Annotated in this window: 14 protein-coding genes; 10 read left to right on the forward strand and 4 right to left on the reverse strand. The window is 67.7% G+C overall.

Annotation, left to right across the window (positions count from 1 at the left end):
* The 4 genes from R9B84_RS07105 to R9B84_RS07120 are packed head-to-tail and all read left to right on the forward strand — an operon-like array spanning position 1 to position 3,651.
* Positions 1-462, forward strand: a complete 462-nt coding sequence (locus R9B84_RS07105; protein ID WP_423759749.1) for a DoxX family protein — start codon at positions 1-3, stop codon at positions 460-462.
* 26 nt (positions 463-488) lie between these two features.
* On the forward strand, positions 489-1,403 hold the full coding sequence (locus R9B84_RS07110; protein WP_423759750.1) for a glyoxalase: 915 nt from the start codon (positions 489-491) through the stop codon (positions 1,401-1,403).
* On the forward strand, positions 1,400-2,095 hold the full coding sequence (locus R9B84_RS07115) for a YoaK family protein (RefSeq protein WP_423759751.1): 696 nt from the start codon (positions 1,400-1,402) through the stop codon (positions 2,093-2,095). Before R9B84_RS07110 ends, R9B84_RS07115 begins: the two co-directional genes overlap by 4 nt.
* On the forward strand, positions 2,092-3,651 hold the full coding sequence (locus R9B84_RS07120; RefSeq protein ID WP_423759752.1) for an alginate export family protein: 1,560 nt from the start codon (positions 2,092-2,094) through the stop codon (positions 3,649-3,651). The genes R9B84_RS07115 and R9B84_RS07120 overlap by 4 nt, the downstream gene beginning before the upstream one ends.
* Before the next feature lie 102 nt (positions 3,652-3,753).
* Here R9B84_RS07120 and R9B84_RS07125 read toward each other — a convergent pair whose 3' ends face one another.
* The gene (locus R9B84_RS07125) at positions 3,754-5,340 is read right to left on the reverse strand and encodes an acid phosphatase (RefSeq protein WP_423759753.1); all 1,587 of its coding nucleotides are present in this window, start codon (positions 5,338-5,340) and stop codon (positions 3,754-3,756) included.
* Positions 5,341-5,554: 214 nt separating this feature from the next.
* On the opposite strand from R9B84_RS07125, the gene R9B84_RS07130 reads away from it, so the two are divergent.
* The 3 genes from R9B84_RS07130 to R9B84_RS07140 all read left to right on the forward strand — a co-directional run bounded on the left by R9B84_RS07130 (position 5,555) and on the right by R9B84_RS07140 (position 7,880).
* Positions 5,555-6,904: a cytochrome-c peroxidase gene (locus R9B84_RS07130; RefSeq protein WP_423759754.1), complete on the forward strand. Its 1,350-nt coding sequence runs from the start codon at positions 5,555-5,557 to the stop codon at positions 6,902-6,904.
* Between the two features lie 107 nt (positions 6,905-7,011).
* Positions 7,012-7,398 (forward strand): RT0821/Lpp0805 family surface protein, encoded by a 387-nt coding sequence (locus R9B84_RS07135; protein ID WP_423759755.1) that lies wholly within the window; start codon positions 7,012-7,014, stop codon positions 7,396-7,398.
* Positions 7,399-7,409: 11 nt separating this feature from the next.
* Positions 7,410-7,880, forward strand: a complete 471-nt coding sequence (locus tag R9B84_RS07140) for an NUDIX hydrolase (protein ID WP_423759973.1) — start codon at positions 7,410-7,412, stop codon at positions 7,878-7,880.
* Positions 7,881-7,994: 114 nt separating this feature from the next.
* Here R9B84_RS07140 and R9B84_RS07145 read toward each other — a convergent pair whose 3' ends face one another.
* A complete protein-coding gene (locus R9B84_RS07145; protein WP_096470693.1) occupies positions 7,995-9,704 on the reverse strand; it encodes a glutamine--tRNA ligase/YqeY domain fusion protein in 1,710 nt (569 codons plus the stop codon).
* Between the two features lie 252 nt (positions 9,705-9,956).
* Between R9B84_RS07145 and R9B84_RS07150 the strand changes: the two genes are divergently transcribed.
* Both R9B84_RS07150 and R9B84_RS07155 read left to right on the forward strand, forming a co-directional pair.
* A complete protein-coding gene (locus R9B84_RS07150; RefSeq protein ID WP_006497729.1) occupies positions 9,957-10,166 on the forward strand; it encodes an ornithine acetyltransferase in 210 nt (69 codons plus the stop codon).
* 165 nt (positions 10,167-10,331) lie between these two features.
* Entirely contained in the window at positions 10,332-10,880 is a 549-nt protein-coding gene (locus tag R9B84_RS07155) for an RBBP9/YdeN family alpha/beta hydrolase (RefSeq protein WP_174383925.1), read from the forward strand.
* A gap of 49 nt (positions 10,881-10,929) precedes the next feature.
* Here the strand turns inward: R9B84_RS07155 and R9B84_RS07160 are convergent, their stop codons facing one another.
* Positions 10,930-12,150, reverse strand: a complete 1,221-nt coding sequence (locus tag R9B84_RS07160; RefSeq protein ID WP_423759974.1) for a CaiB/BaiF CoA transferase family protein — start codon at positions 12,148-12,150, stop codon at positions 10,930-10,932.
* A gap of 283 nt (positions 12,151-12,433) precedes the next feature.
* On the opposite strand from R9B84_RS07160, the gene alaS reads away from it, so the two are divergent.
* Complete coding sequence (gene alaS, locus R9B84_RS07165) at positions 12,434-15,058, forward strand: alanine--tRNA ligase (RefSeq protein ID WP_423759756.1); 2,625 nt, start codon at positions 12,434-12,436, stop codon at positions 15,056-15,058.
* A 233-nt stretch (positions 15,059-15,291) separates the two neighbouring features.
* Here alaS and R9B84_RS07170 read toward each other — a convergent pair whose 3' ends face one another.
* Positions 15,292-16,206, reverse strand: a complete 915-nt coding sequence (locus tag R9B84_RS07170; protein ID WP_423759757.1) for a LysR family transcriptional regulator — start codon at positions 16,204-16,206, stop codon at positions 15,292-15,294.
* Positions 16,207-16,300 lie beyond the last annotated feature (94 nt).

Below are 16,300 nucleotides of genomic sequence, written 5' to 3' on the forward strand. Positions count from 1 at the left end.
ATGGCGGCCTCGACCAACTCCGGCGGCTTCGACAATCCGGCGTGGGTCCGCGCGTTGCTGGCGCGGCCGTGGGGCCTGCCGCTCGTGCGCGTCGCGCTGGTGTCCGCCTACTTGATCGGCGGCGTCGCGAAGGCGCTGGATTTCGACGGTGCGGTCGCCGAACAGGCGCATTTCGGCCTGCATCCGGCCGCGCTCTGGGCGGCGCTTGCGATCGCGATCGAGATCGCCGGCTCGCTGTGCGTGGTGTTTCGCCGCTTCACGTGGCTCGGCGCCGGCAGCCTCGGCATGCTGACGCTCGTCGCGATGGCAGTGGCGAACGATTTCTGGAACCGCACGGGCGCCGAGCATTTCATGGCGCTCAACAGCTTTTTCGAGCATCTCGGGCTGATCGCCGCACTCGTGCTCGCGACGCTGCTCGCCGATGCGAAGCATCCGGCCGGCGACGGTCGCATCACTCGATGACGATGAAACAACAAGGAAATCCAGTCATGAAAACGATTCGTTCCGCCTTGCTCGCGCTTGCGGTCGCCGCCGGCCTCGTCGTGGCGCCGGCGTCGTACGCGAAGCCGCCCGTGCCGCCGGCGGCCACGCCGACGCTTGCCGTCGGGCCGCAATACGACACGACGCACGTGTACGTGGCACCCGAGGATTTCGATCGCTTCACCGACAGCTTCGTCGCGACGTTCGGCGGCAGCAAGTCGAAGCAGGGCGTGTTCCAGGTCACGCCAACCCCGAGCCAGACGATGTCGCAACTCGTTTTTACGCCGTCCGGCACGATCTCCGTGTTCGGTTTCAAGACGCCGGTGCCCTGGCCGTTCGGTGCGGAGCGCACGGGTTACCTCGTCACCGACATGGACGCGGCGATGAAGGTGGCGCGCGAGCATGGCGCGGAAGTGATCGTCGACACGTTCCCCGATCCGATCGGCCGCGATGCGGTGATTGCGTGGACGGGCGGTGTGAAGATGCAGCTCTACTGGCACACGCAGGCGCCGAACTACGAGGCGCTGCAGACCATCCCCGAGAATCGCGTGTATGTGTCGCCCCAGAGCGTGCGCAAGTTCGTCCACGATTTCGTCAAGTTCTCGAACGGCAAGGTGGTGTCCGACAACCTCAAGGCGCCCGGCATCGAGATCGGCCGGCCGAACGATACCTATCGCCGCATTCGAATCACGTCGGGCTTCGGCAAGATGACCGTGCTCGTGACGGACGGCCAACTGCCGTACCCGTTCGGCCGCGAGATGACCGGCTATGAAGTGCCGGACCTGGCCGCGACGCTGAAGCAGGCGCAGGCCGCGGGCGTGAACGTGCTCGTGCCGTCGTACACCGCGGACGGGCGCGACGCGGCGGTGGTCCGGTTCCCGGGCGGCTACGTCGCCGAGATCCACGCGAGCGCGGCACGATGAAGCACGAAGACACGATCCTCGCCGCGGTGGCCGGCTTCGTCGACACGCTGAGCTTCGTCGCGCTGTTCGGGCTGTTCACCGCGCACGTGACCGGCAACTTCGTGCTGATCGGCGCGGGTCTCGCGGGGTTCGGGCAGGGCATCCTGCTGAAGCTCAGCGTGTTTCCTGCGTTCGTGTGCGGCGTCGTCGCGAGCAGCCTGATTGCGCGCGCGCTTTCCGGGCGGCCCGCGTGGCAGGGCACGCGCGCGCTGCATGCGGTACAGGCCGTGCTGCTGCTCGGATTCTGCGCGGCCGGCGTATGGGCGACGCCCGTAACGCAATCCGACAGCCTGCCGGTGCTGCTGGCCGGCATCGTCGGCACGTTCGCGATGGGCGTGCAGAACGCGCATCCGCGCGTGATCGCGCGCGCCGGCGTGCCGAACACGGTGATGACCGGCAATGTCACGCAGGCGATCCTCGACGTCGTCGACATGCTGTCCGCCGGCACGGCCGACAGCGTGCGCGCGACGGCACGCGCGCGCTTCGCGAAGATGCTGCCGGCGATCGTCGCGTTCGCGCTCGGCGCGATATGCGGCGCGCTGGGTTTTCGCCATGTCGGGTTCTGGGCGCTGCTGGTGCCCGCCGGTGCGCTCGCTGTGCTGGCGGCATGCGCGGGGATGTCCGCCCGTACCGTTACGCAGGAGCATGCATGATCGTGTGGCGTGGAGGGGCGCGTCGCGACCGCGCGGGGCGAGCGGGCCGGACCGATGCACGTGGTCGCGAACGGACGGCCGCGACAAGCGGACAGCGTACCGCGACGGCACGAGGCCGCCGCTTCGACCGGGTTGCCCGCGCGTCGGTTGTCGCGGGGCTGCTGCTCGCGGGTGCCGATGCGGCGTTCGCGGACACGACGACGGTGCCGGCGGCAGCCGACAGCGCGCCGGCATCGACGTGCACGGCCAAGCGGCCGACCGTGCTGTTCAACCGCTGGCAGGAAGACTGGTCGGTGCTCGCGAATCCGTGCGTGCCGCGCGCGCCGCTCGACGGATTGAAATACATCCCGCTCGGCAACGATCCGGCCTCCTATCTGTCGCTCGGCGTGAACCTGCGCGAGCGTCTGGAGACCAACGACGCGCCGCTGTTCGGCATCGGCTCCGCGCAATCGGACACGTACCTGATCCAGCGCGTCGAAGTGCATGCCGATGCGCATCTCGGTCAGCACTGGCAGTTTTTCGTGCAGTTGCAGGACGACCGCGCGTTCGGCAAGAACACGATCTCGCCGGTCGACAGGAACCCGCTCGATCTCGAACAGGCGTTCGCGACCTACACGGGTGCGCTCGGCGGCGGCACGTTCAAGTTCCGCGTCGGCCGGCAGGAGATGGCGTTCGATTTGCAGCGCTTCATCGCCGCGCGCGACGGCCCGAACGTGCGGCAGGCGTTCGATGCGGTGTGGGCCGACTACGAGTATCAAAAGTGGCGCTTCATCGCGTATGCGACGCAGCCCGTGCAGAACCGCACCGTGTCCGTATTCGACGACGTGTCGAACCGCGACCTCACGTTCAGCGGCGTGCGCATCGAGCGGCAGTCGGTCGGGCCCGGCGACCTGTCGGGCTACTGGTCGCGCTACAACCGCAGCAACGCGCGTTTTCTCGACGCGAGCGGCGCCGAGCGCCGCGACGTGTGGGACGTGCGCTACACGGGCACGCAGGGCCGCTTCGATTGGGATCTCGAAACGATGCTGCAGACGGGCACGGTCGGCAGCAGTTCGATCCGCGCATGGGCCGTCGGATCGATCGCCGGTTATCGACTCGACGCGCCGTGGTCGCCGCGCGTCGCGCTGCAGGTCGACGCGGCGTCGGGCGACCGGCATCCGCACGACGGCCGCGTCGGCACCTTCAATCCGCTGTTTCCGAACGGCTATTACTTCACGCTCGCGGGCTTCACCGGTTACTCGAACCTGATCCACGTGAAGCCGTCGGTGACGCTGAAGCCGTCGTCGAATCTGTCGCTGCTCGGCGCGCTCGGTTTCCAGTGGCGCGAGACGACCGGCGACGCCGTCTACCAGCAGGGCAATGCCGTGGTGCCGGGCACGGCCGGCAAGGGCGGGTTGTGGACGGGGATGTACGTGCAGTTGCGTGCGGACTGGACGATCGCCGCGAACCTGATCGGCGCGGTCGAGGCCGTGCATTTCCAGGTCGGCGACGCGATCCGGCAGGCGGGCGGGCACAACGCCGACTATGTCGGCGTCGAGCTCAAATACGGCTGGTGACGAACGGGCGCGGCAACGCGCATCCATGACAAAGGGCGGCCGAGTGGCCGCCCTTCGTTCGTCCGGGCCGGCAACGCCGCCGGCCCGTGCGTCGCGATGCCGTTACAGGTTCGGCGACAGCGCGAGCGCGTTCGTCAGGTCGCCCATCGGCTGCGCGCCGTTGGCCTTCAGCGCGTCGTCGCGCTGTTGCAGGCCCGCGAGGCGCGGCAGCGAGAAGCGGCGCGTGATGAAGCGCAGGATCGAGCCCGTGTCGTACTGCGTGTGGTCGACGAAGCCCTTCTTCGCATACGGCGACACGATCAGCGCCGGAATGCGCGTGCCTGGACCCCAGCGGTCGGCGGTCGGCGGCGCGGCGTGATCCCAGAAGCCGCCGTTTTCGTCGTACGTGACGACCACGACCATGTTCTTCCACTGCGGGCTCGCCTGCAGGTGCGCGATCACGTCGGCGATGTGCTGGTCCCCGGAGGTGACGTCCGTATAGCCCGGGTGCTCGTTCAGGTTGCCCTGCGGCTTGTAGAACGCCACCGCCGGCAGCGTGCCCGCGTCGATCGCCTTGATGAACTCGGCGCCGTTCGCGCCGCCGTCGAGCAGGTGCTGCGCGCGGCTCGCGGTGCCCGGCGCCTGGTTCGCGAAGTAGTTGAACGGCTGGTGGTGCGGCTGGAAGTTCGGCGTCGACAGGTCGGGGCCGTAGATCACGTTCGACGTGCCGTTCTGGCTCGCCTGCAGCGCCTGGCCCCACGCGCCGCCATACCATGCCCACGTCACGTTCGCACTGGTCAGCAGGTCGCCGATATTGGTCGCCGTTTGAGCCGGCATCGTCGACGCGTTGGCCGGGTCGGCGAGCAGCGGGTCGCCGCCCGTGGCGGCCTTGTTGCCGCTCGGCTGATACGGCGGCTGCATCGTGTTGACCGCGAAGAAGTCAGGCGTGATCGCGCCGTCGTTGACGAACTTCGGCGGGCCGCTCAGCGCGGACGTGGGCGAGTTCGTGGCGACCTTCAGCGACTTGCCGTCCGCGTTCAACGCGGCGATCTTGCCGGCCGCGGGGCTCGTGTTCGCGTTCGCGTAGAACGGCGCGCACGCGCAGATCAGGTACTGGTGGTTCAGGAACGAGCCGCCGAACGCGCCCATGAAGAAGTTGTCGGCGAGCACGTACTGCTGCGCGATCTTCCACAGCGGCAGCTTCGACGGGTCCGGCGTGTAGTGGCCCATCGTCAGGCCGCCCGCATCGGTCCACGCGGCATACATGTCGTTCTTGCCGCCGTTGATCTGCATCTGGTCCTGGTAGAAGCGGTGCACGATGTCGCGCGTCGCGATGCTCATCGACTGGTTGAAGCCGTTCGGATCGTCGATCGCGAACGGCGCGTTCGGCAGGTTCGCCGTCATCGCCTCGCTGACGGCCGGCGTGATGCCGGTCGCGGTCAGGCCGCCCCAGACCTTCGGCAGCGTCGCCATCGTCGAGCCGTCGCGATCCTTCTGCACCGAGTTTGCGGCCGTTGCGTTCTGCAGGCCGTTCGCGCCCGGGAAGTTGCCGTACAGGTTGTCGAAGCTGCGGTTTTCCGCATAGATCACGACAACGTTCTTGACGGACGACAGGCCCTGTTGCGTGACGTCGTCGCCGCCGCAGGCGGTCAGGCTGAGCGCGGCCGCGAGGGCGATCGGCGTGTAGCGAATCCAGGCGTGCTTCTTCATGCGATGTTCTCTCTTTCGTCGTTGGTCGCGTGTGGGAACCGGGTTGGCTTGGGGCCGGCGCGGCAGGCGCCGACCGGCTGCGCGCATTATCTGGAACCCATTTGACAGGCGGGTGTAGGGGTGCTTTCAATTGACTGTCGGTTGAACGTCATGCGACGGTCACGGAACTGACATAAGCTCCGGCCGATTGCCCACCGCTACCGATAGAACGACGATGCCCACCTCCCCGAAATCCTCTGCATCCGCGCGATCGTTGATCCGTGCCGCGGCGGCCCTGGCGCTGGCTGCCGGGCTCGTGGCGCTCGCCGGTTGCGATGCAAATCCCGGCGCGAATTCGCCGGCCGCGTCCGTCGTGCCGGCCGCCCAGGCCGCGCCGGCCGCGCCCGCGGTCGCACCGGCCAGCCAGCCGCAGACGCGCGCGCAGGTGTTCGAGGGCGTGAAGCAGATGACGGCGCTCGGCAAGCAACTGTTCTTCGATCCGTCGCTGTCGGGCTCCGGCAAGCTCGCGTGCGCGTCGTGCCACAGCGCCGACCATGCGTTCGGGCCGCCGAACGCGCTGTCGGTGCAGCTCGGCGGCGACGACATGCATCGCACCGGTTTTCGCGCGGTACCGTCGCTGAAGTACGTGCGCGGCATCCCGCCGTTCAGCGAGCACTTCCACGATTCGCCCGACGAGGGCGACGAAAGCATCGACGCGGGCCCGACCGGCGGGCTGACCTGGGATGGCCGCGTCGACACCCGCGACGCGCAGGCACGCATTCCGCTCCTGTCGCCGTTCGAGATGAGCAGCTCGCCGGCGCGGGTCGCGCAGGCGGTGCGCGCGGCACCGTATGCGGATGCGTTCCGCAACGCGTTCGGCGAGCGGGTGCTCGGCGACGATCAGGCGATCTTCGACGCGGTGTTGCGTGCGCTCGATGCGTTCCAGCAGCAGCCTGCGCTGTTCGATCCGTACACGAGCAAGTACGACGCGTACCTGGCCGGCCGCGCGCAGCTCACGCCCGCCGAGTTGCACGGGCTGCAACTGTTCAACGACGAGAAGAAGGGCAATTGCGCGAGCTGCCACATCAGCCAGCGCACGCTTGAAGGCGGCCCGCCGCAGTTCAGCGATTTCGGGCTGATCGCGATTGCGGTGCCGCGCAACCGCGCGCTGCCCGTCAACCGCGACCCGCGCTTCCACGATCTCGGCGCGTGCGGCCCCGAGCGCACCGACCTGAAGGGCCGCGACGAATTCTGCGGGCTGTTCCGTACGCCGTCGCTGCGTAACGTCGCGCTGCGCAAGACGTTCTTCCACAACGGCGTGTATCACTCGCTCGAGGACGTGATGCGCTTCTACGTCGAGCGCGACATTCATCCGGAGAAGTTCTACCCGGTCGTGCACGGCAAGGTGCAGATCTACGACGACCTGCCGAAGCGCTACTGGCCGAACATCAACCGCGAACCGCCGTTCGACCGCAAGCGCGGCGAGCAGCCGGCGCTGAACGCGGCCGAGATCAAGGACGTGATCGCGTTCCTGGGCACGCTGACTGACGGATATCAACCCGGGGCGACGCAGGCGGCCCGCTAAAAGCTCGCACGCGGCACGCATGCTATGCTCGCTCGCTGACGGGCGTGGCGCGTGCCGGTTCGCCGGCATGCACCGCGCCGTTCGATCGAACATCCAAGGAGAACAACATGTCGATGCGTGCATCCCTTTCCATCGTCACGCGTGTGCTGGCCGGCGCTGCGTGCGCAGCCGCGATGCTGCCCGCCCACGCGCAGAACAACCTGAATTTCCTGAACGACACGCCGCTCAGCTATTTCAGCAAGGCCGACACGGCATCGCTGTCGAAGGCCGTCGCGAAGGTGCGCGACGAAGGCAAGGACGGCGAGACGACGCCGTGGCAGAACAGCGGCGGCCGTACGCAGATCGAAGCGAAGCTCACGCCGACCACGACCGAGACGGACGGCAAGACCTGCCGTGAAATCACGACCGACATCACCGCGAAGGGCCAGGCGATGACGCTCAAGCCCGTCTACTGCAAGACGTCCGCGGGCAAGTGGCAGTTGCAGAAGCGCTGAGCACGCGTGTGATAAAGCGGGGCGGCGCGCCGCGCACGGTGTCGTGCGGTGTCGTGATCCTCGATGCGGCGGGCCGCGTGTTCCTCGCGCACGCAACGGACACCACGCACTGGGACATCCCGAAGGGGCAGGGCGAGCCCGGCGAGACGCCGGCCGACGCCGCGCTGCGCGAGCTGCTCGAGGAAACCGGCATCGAATTCGCGCCGGCGCGGCTGCTCGATCTCGGCCGCTTCGCGTACCGGCACGACAAGGACCTGCACCTGTTCGCGGTGCAGGTGGCGGACGGCGAGATCGATCCCGCGCTGTGCACGTGCACGTCGCTGTTCCCGAGCCGTCGCGACGGCTCGATGATTCCCGAGATGGATGCGTACCGCTGGACCGTGCCGGCCGAGATCGACGCGTATGCGAGCCGCAGCCTCGCGCGGCTGTTTCGCACGAAGCTGTCGCTGGCGGAACTGCATCGGCGGCTGTCGGGCGCGTGAATCAACGCGGCGGCTTCGCTTCGATCCGCGCAATAAAAAACCGGCTATCGAGCCGGTTTTTTTATGATCGCACGACGTCGGCCCGAGGCCGCGCGCCGCGCGCGGAGCAGGCCGTCAGGCCGGCTTGCCCCAGCTGTCGCGCAGCCCGACGATCCGGTTGAACACCGGCTTGCCCGGCTTCGAATCGACCCGGTCGGCAACGAAGTAGCCGTGCCGCTCGAACTGCAGGCGCGTTTCCGGCGCGATGTCGCTGTTGCCCGGTTCGACGTACGCTTGCACGATCTTCTTCGAATCGGGGTTCAGCGCTTCGAGGAAGTTCGCGCCGCCCGCGTCCGGATGCGGCTCCTTGAACAGGCGGTCGTAGATCCGCACTTCGGCCGGCTGCGCATGCTTCGCGCTGACCCAGTGGATGTTGCCCTTGACCTTGTACGTGTTCGCGCCGTCGGTGCCCGACTTGCTGTCCGGGAAGTAGTTGCAGTGCACGGCCGTCACGTTGCCGTCGGCATCCTTGTCGAAGCCCGTGCACTCGATCACGTAGCCGTAGCGCAGGCGCACCTTGTTGCCCGGGAACAGGCGGAAGTAACCCTTCGGCGGGTTCTCGACGAAATCCTCGCGCTCGATCCACAGCTCGCGCGAGATCGGGAACGTGCGCACGCCGCGCTCCGGGTGATGCGGATGCACGGGCGCCGTGCACGCTTCTTCCTGGCCTTCCGGATAGTTGTCGATCACGAGCTTCAGCGGATCGAGCACCGCGACCGTGCGCGCGGCCTTGTCGTCGAGGTCGTCGCGCAGCGCGCCTTCGAAGATGCTCATGTCGATCCACGAATCGATCTTCGTCACGCCGATCCGCTCGCAGAACAGGTGGATGCTCTCCGGCGTGAAGCCGCGGCGGCGCACGCCGACGATCGTCGGCATCCGCGGATCGTCCCAGCCGTCGACGTGGCCTTCGGTCACGAGCTGCAGCAGCTTGCGCTTGCTGGTGATCGCGTACGTGAGGTTCAGCCGCGAGAATTCGATCTGTTGCGGCAGCGGGCGCGTGAACATGCCGGCTTCCGCGAGTTCGTTCAGCACCCAGTCGTACAGCGGGCGGTGATCCTCGAACTCGAGCGTGCACAGCGAATGCGTGATGCCTTCGAGCGCATCCGAGATGCAGTGCGTGTAGTCGTACATCGGATACACGCACCATGCGTCGCCGGTGCGGTAGTGGTGCGCGTAGCGGATCCGGTAGATCACCGGGTCGCGCATGTTCATGTTCGGCGAAGCCATGTCGATCTTCGCGCGCAGCACGTGCTCGCCTTCCTTGAACTCGCCGGCCTTCATGCGGCGGAACAGGTCGAGGTTTTCGTCGGGCGTGCGTTCGCGGAACGGCGACGGCTTGCCGCCTTCCGTCAGCGAGCCGCGGTTCGCGCGCATTTCATCGGCGCTCTGGCTGTCGACGTAGGCCTTGCCGCGCTTGATCAGCAGCTCGGCGAATTCGTACAGCTTGTCGTAGTAGTCGCTCGCGAAATACTGGTGATCGACCGCGTCCTTGCGCCAGTCGAAACCGAGCCAGCGCACCGCGTCGACGATCGAGTCGACGTACTCGACGCTTTCCTTTTCCGGGTTCGTGTCGTCGAAGCGCAGGTGGCACACGCCGCCGTAGTCGCGCGCGACGCTGAAGTTCAGGCAGATGCTCTTCGCGTGGCCGATGTGCAGATAGCCGTTCGGCTCGGGCGGGAAGCGCGTTTCGACGCGGCCGCCCCATTTGCCGGTGCGGTTGTCGTCGTCGATGATGTTGCGGATGAAATTGGAAGCCGCGGGGGCGTCGTTGCGTTCGGTGCTCATGCGGTTGGCGTCAGGTTGTGTCGGCGCGTCGCGCCGGTTTAATCCTGTAATTCTACCTGACCGGGGTCCGTCCCGCGCGGGTTGCGGGTGAGGGCCGGTGTGTTCGCGATGTGTACCGCAATATCTCGATAGTGTGTCGGCTGTAACACGACGTAAATCGGATTGCCCGCGCCGTTCGGGTTTTCCTATGATGGCTTTACCGATTCAATGCCGCCGTTCGCGTCATCGCGTGGCGGGAGGAAGCCAATAACCATGATGAAGAAGACCACTTTTCTCGTTCGTACCGCGGTGATCGTCGCGGCGCTGTCGCAACTCGGCGCCTGCGCGATGACGCATACGCAACGCAATGCCGGTATCGGCGCGGCCGCGGGCGGCGCGCTCGGCTACCTGATCACGGGCGGCCCGGTCGGCACGGTTGCCGGCGCAGCAGCAGGCGGCCTGGTCGGCGCCGGCGTACGCTGATCGAAGCCGGCGCGCCTGAGCGCCGGCCGGTCGTGACATCGTCCTGAACACGTCACGTTCCACTGCACACCCTTCCGGTATTTTGACAGGCAGCATCAGGGAGAGGAGGGTGTGCGACACTTCGTCGACATCACATAACGACACCATTCGTCGACGAATCCTTTCATGAGCGACCCCCTCGTTTTTGTCCTGCCGGGCTACGCCAATTCGGGCCCGCTGCACTGGCAGAGCCGCTGGGAGCGCGCCGATGCGCGCTTCTCGCGCGTCGCGATGCCCGACTGGGACCGTGCGTTCCGCAATGGCTGGTGCCTCGCGCTCGATCGTGCGGTCGAAGCCGCGCGCGGGCCCGTGCTGATCGCCGGCCACAGCCTCGGCACGCTGACCACCGCGTGGTGGGCGACGCGCTATGCGCGCCCGGCCGCGCTCGCGAAAGTGCGCGGCGCGCTGCTCGTTGCGCTGCCCGATCCCGGCGGCCCGGCGTTTCCGGCCGACGCGCACGGTTTCGGGCCCGTGCCGCACGAGCGGCTGCCGTTTCCGACTTGCGTGGTCGCGAGCAGCGACGATCCGTACGGCTCGCTCGCGTTTGCGCGCGGTTGCGCGCACGCGTGGGGCAGTGAATTTCGCGACATCGGCCCGCGCGGCCACATCAACGCGGACAGCGGGCTCGGCGACTGGCCGGCCGCACGTGGCTGGCTGGACGCGCTCGCGCGGTAGTCGCCGGTCGGGTAGCCGCCGCCGCGCGAGCCGTTGAAGCGGCTGCGCGTCAGATCGCCTGCTTCGCTTTCAACGCCGCAATCCGCGCGTCGTCGTATCCGAGCATGTCGCGCAGCACGTCGTCGGTTTGCGCGCCGAGCAACGGCGGGGCCGTGCGCGCGTCGGGCGGCGTCGCGCTCATCCGGATCGGGTTGCGCACGAGTTGCACGTCCGCGCCGCACGGGTGCGGCAGCGACACCTGCATCCCGCGCGCGACGACCTGCTCGTTGTCGAACACCTCGTCGAGATCGTTGATCGGCCCGCACGGCACGCCGGCCGCTTCGAGCACGCCGATCCAGTCGGCCTTGCCGCGCGCCTTCACCATCTCCGCGAGGATCGGCACCAGCGTGTCGCGGTGGCGCACGCGCGACGGGTTGGTCGCGAAGCGCTCGTCGTCGGCCAGTTCGGGCCGGCCGCCGGCCTCGACGAACTTGCGGAACTGCCCGTCGTTGCCGACCGCGACGATGATCCACCCGTCGCTGGTCTGGAACGTCTGGTACGGCACGATGTTCGGGTGCGCGTTGCCCCAGCGCACCGGCGGCTTGCCGCTCGCGAGGAAGTTGGTGTTCATGTTCGCGAGCAGCGCGACCTGCACGTCGAGCAGTGCCATGTCGATGTACTGCCCTTCGCCGGTACGGTCGCGGTGCGCGAGCGCGGCGAGCACGGCGATCGTCGAGTAGAGGCCGGTCGCGAGATCGGCGATCGCGACGCCGGCCTTCTGCGGGCCGCCGCCCGGCTCGCTGTCGCGCTCGCCGGTGATGCTCATGAAGCCGCCGATCCCCTGCACGATGAAGTCGTAGCCCGCGCGGTGCGCGTACGGGCCGGTCTGGCCGAAGCCGGTGACCGAGCAGTAGACGAGATCGGGCTTCACCGCGCGCAGCGATTCGTAATCGAGCCCGTATTTCTTCAACTGGCCGACCTTGTAGTTCTCGAGCACGACGTCGCTTCGCGCGGCGAGTTCGCGCACGATCTGCTGGCCTTCGGGCGTCGCGATGTCGATCGTCACCGAGCGCTTGTTGCGGTTCGCCGCGAGGTAGTACGCGGCCTCGGCGGTATCCGCGCCGTCCGCGTCCTTCAGGTACGGCGGCCCCCAGTGGCGCGTGTCGTCGCCGGCGCCCGGGCGCTCGACCTTGATCACGTCCGCGCCGAAATCGGCAAGGGTCTGCGCGCACCACGGGCCCGCGAGCACGCGGGTGAGGTCCAGCACGCGGATATGGCTCAGGGCACCCATCGTCGAATCGTCTCCTTTCATGGCTGGCCTCCGTTGCTCGGCAAGGCCGATTGGCATGCCGAGCATCTTAAGGCGAATCGGCCGCGCGGGTGGCCTGGAGCCTGTTATCAGCGGGAACGGGCTCCGACCGGGCCGGCCGGATGGGCGAGCCGCTTTGCCGGCGCTTTGCCCGGAAGCCGGCCCCGATCCCGTATAATCGATCGTTTCCGAATCCATGCCGCCGCGCGCCCCGCCAAGGGCGCCGGCGTTTGAAGCCGTCTTTGCCAGACTGTCCCCGCACGCCATGAAAGCTGCCGAAATCCGCGAGAAATTCCTCAAATTCTTCGAATCGAAGGGCCACACGATCGTCCGTTCGTCGAGCCTCGTGCCCGGTAACGACCCCACGCTGATGTTCACGAACTCGGGCATGGTCCAGTTCAAGGACGTCTTCCTCGGCACGGACCCGCGCCCGTATTCGCGCGCCACGACGGCGCAGCGCAGCGTGCGCGCGGGCGGCAAGCACAACGATCTCGAAAACGTCGGCTACACGGCGCGCCACCACACGTTCTTCGAGATGCTCGGCAACTTCTCGTTCGGCGACTACTTCAAGCACGACGCGATCCGCTTCGCGTGGGAGCTGCTGACCACGGTCTACCAGCTGCCGAAGGAAAAGCTGTGGGTCACGGTCTACCAGGAAGACGACGAGGCATACGACATCTGGGCGAAGGAAGTCGGCGTGCCGGCCGAGCGCATCATCCGGATCGGCGACAACAAGGGCGCGCGCTACGCGTCGGACAACTTCTGGACGATGGGCGACACGGGCCCGTGCGGCCCGTGCACGGAAATCTTCTACGATCACGGCCCGGACGTGTGGGGCGGCCCGCCGGGGTCGCCTGAAGAAGACGGCGACCGCTACATCGAGATCTGGAACCTCGTGTTCATGCAGTTCAACCGCGACGCGCAGGGCAACATGACGCGCCTGCCGAAGCAGTCGGTCGACACCGGCATGGGCCTCGAGCGCCTCGCCGCGGTGCTGCAGCACGTGCACAGCAACTACGAGATCGACCTGTTCCAGAACCTGATCAAGGCCGCCGCGCGCGTGACCGAGATCAGCGACCTCACCAACAACTCGCTGAAGGTGATCGCCGATCACATTCGCGCATGCTCGTTCCTGATCGTCGACGGCGTGATTCCCGGCAACGAAGGCCGCGGCTACGTGCTGCGCCGGATCGTGCGCCGCGCGATCCGCCACGGCTACAAGCTCGGCCGCAAGGGTTCGTTCTTCCACAAGCTGGTGGCCGACCTCGTCGCCGAGATGGGCGTCGCGTATCCGGAGCTGAAGGAAGCCGAACAGCGCGTGACCGACGTGCTGCGCCAGGAAGAAGAACGCTTCTTCGAGACGATCGAGCACGGGATGTCGATCCTCGAGGGCGCGTTGGCCGACGTCGAAGCGAAGGGCGGCAAGGTGCTCGACGGCGAACTCGCGTTCAAGCTGCACGATACCTACGGCTTCCCGCTCGACCTCACGGCCGACGTGTGCCGCGAGCGCGGCATGACGGTCGACGAGCCGGCATTCGACGATGCGATGGCGCGCCAGCGCGAGCAGGCGCGCGCGGCCGGCAAGTTCAAGGCCACGCAGGGCCTCGAATACACGGGCGCGAAGACCACCTTCCACGGCTATGAAGAAATCGCATTCGACGACGCGAAGGTCGTCGCGCTGTACGTCGACGGCTCGTCGGTCAGCGAAGTGAAGGCCGGCCAGGATGCCGTCGTCGTGCTCGACCACACGCCGTTCTACGCGGAATCGGGTGGCCAGGTCGGCGACCAGGGCGTGCTCGCGAATGCGTCGACGCGCTTCGCGGTGGCCGACACGCTGAAGGTGCAGGCCGACGTGGTCGGCCACCACGGCTCGCTCGAGCAGGGCACGCTGAAGGTCGGCGACGTGCTGCGCGCGGAAATCGATGCGCATCGTCGTGCGCGCACGCAGCGCAACCACTCGGCCACCCACCTGATGCACAAGGCGCTGCGCGAAGTGCTCGGCGCGCACGTGCAGCAGAAGGGTTCGCTGGTCGACGCCGACAAGACCCGTTTCGACTTCGCGCACAACGCGCCGATGACGGACGACGAAATCCGTCGCGTCGAGCAGATCGTCAACAACGAAATCCTCGCGAACGCGCCGGGCATCGTGCGCGTGATGCCGTACGACGAAGCGGTGAAGGGCGGCGCGATGGCGCTGTTCGGCGAGAAGTACGGCGATGAAGTGCGCGTGCTCGATCTCGGCTTCTCGCGCGAACTGTGCGGCGGCACGCACGTGCACCGCACCGGCGACATCGGCTTCTTCAAGATCGTCGTCGAAGGCGGCGTCGCGGCCGGCATCCGCCGCGTCGAGGCGATCACCGGCGACAACGCGGTGCGCTTCGTGCAGGATCTCGACGCACGCGTGAACGAAGCGGCGGCCGCGCTGAAGGCGCAGCCGTCGGAGCTCACGCAGCGTATCGCGCAGGTGCAGGACCAGGTGAAGTCGCTCGAGAAGGAACTGGGCGCGCTGAAGTCGAAGCTCGCATCGAGCCAGGGCGACGAGCTCGCGCAGCAAGCTGTCGAGATCGGCGGCGTGTATGTGCTGGCCGCGACGCTCGACGGCGCCGACGCGAAGACGCTGCGCGAAACGGTCGACAAGCTGAAGGACAAGCTGAAGAGCGCGGCGATCGTGCTGGCGGCCGTCGAAGGCGGCAAGGTCAGCCTGATCGCGGGCGTCACGCCCGACGCGAGCAAGAAGGTCAAGGCCGGCGAGCTCGTGAACTTCGTCGCGCAGCAGGTCGGCGGCAAGGGCGGCGGCCGTCCGGACATGGCGCAGGCAGGCGGCACCGAGCCGGCGAACCTGCCGGGCGCGCTGGCTGGCGTGAAGGGCTGGGTCGAAGAGCGTCTTTGATCGGGCCTGGCCGGCGCGGCGCCCGCTAGGGCGGCGCACCGGCCGGCACCGCGCGGTTCTTTCGACGGAATCGCATGAAACGACCCGATCGGCATGGGTGCCGGCCGGGTCGTTTTGCGTTTACGCGCGGTGCGAGGGGGCGATCCGCCACCATGCGTGACGCACGGACGGTTGCCCGGCACGCAAACGGACGGTGCGCGAGTTCGCCGTCGCGCGTCCGTTGGCGGATCGCGTCAGGCCGGCAGCGCCATGCGCGGTTTCCGTACTGAGTCCGGCTGCCGCCCGGCCTCCCCAAGCGCGTCGCGCAGCGCGGCGAGCGCCGCCGACGCATAACCTTGCCGCCACGCCAACAGCGTATCGATTCCTTCGAATTCCGGAATCGCATGCGCGGTGACGTGGTCGGTTTCCGGCTGCAGGTCGAGCACCGAGCGCGGCGCGACCGCGATGCCCGCGCCGGCCGCGACGCACGCGACGATCGCGTGATACGAGCCGAGTTCGAGCACGCGTGCCGGCTTCATCCCGTGCGCCGCATACCACTGCTCGACGTACTTCCGATACGTGCAGCCGCGCTCGAACGCGATCAGCGTCGGCAGGATCACGTCGCGCGGCGTGCGCACCGGCGGATGGCCGCGCGGCGTGAGCAACACGAGCTCCTCGCGGAAGACCGGCACCGTCTCGAACGTGTCGGGCAGCGTGTCCGGTGCCGGCGGGCGCGCGAACAGCGCGGCGTCGATCTCGAAGTCGCGCACCTTGCCGATCAGCCAGCCCGTCGTGCCCGTCACGAGCTCGAGCGACACGTCGGGCCACGCATGGTGATAGCGCGCGAGCACGGTCGGCAGCCGGCTCGCGGCCGTGCTCTCCATCGTGCCGAGCCGCAGCCGCCCGCGCGGCGTGTCCTCGCGCACCGCGTCGCGCGCTTCGTCGGCGAGCGCGAGCAGGCGCTCCGCGTACGGCAGCAGCGTGTGCCCGGCCGGCGTCAGCACGAGCCGGCGGCCGTCGCGCACGAACAGCGCCGCGCCAAGTTCTTCCTCGAGCTGCTTGATACGCGTCGTCACGTTCGACTGCACACGATTGAGCTTGGCCGCTGCGCGTGTCACCCCGTTCTCGCGCACGACCGCCCGGAAAATCGCCAGCGCCGCCAGATCCATGATTCTCTCCAAGGGATGACTGGATTCTCAATTATTCATTTTTCGAGAACGTTTGGTCAAGCTACGATGTCGCCATCCTGATCTTCGTCCGGCT

Source organism: Burkholderia sp. NLJ2, from assembly GCF_049487195.1.
Lineage (GTDB): Bacteria > Pseudomonadota > Gammaproteobacteria > Burkholderiales > Burkholderiaceae > Burkholderia > Burkholderia pyrrocinia.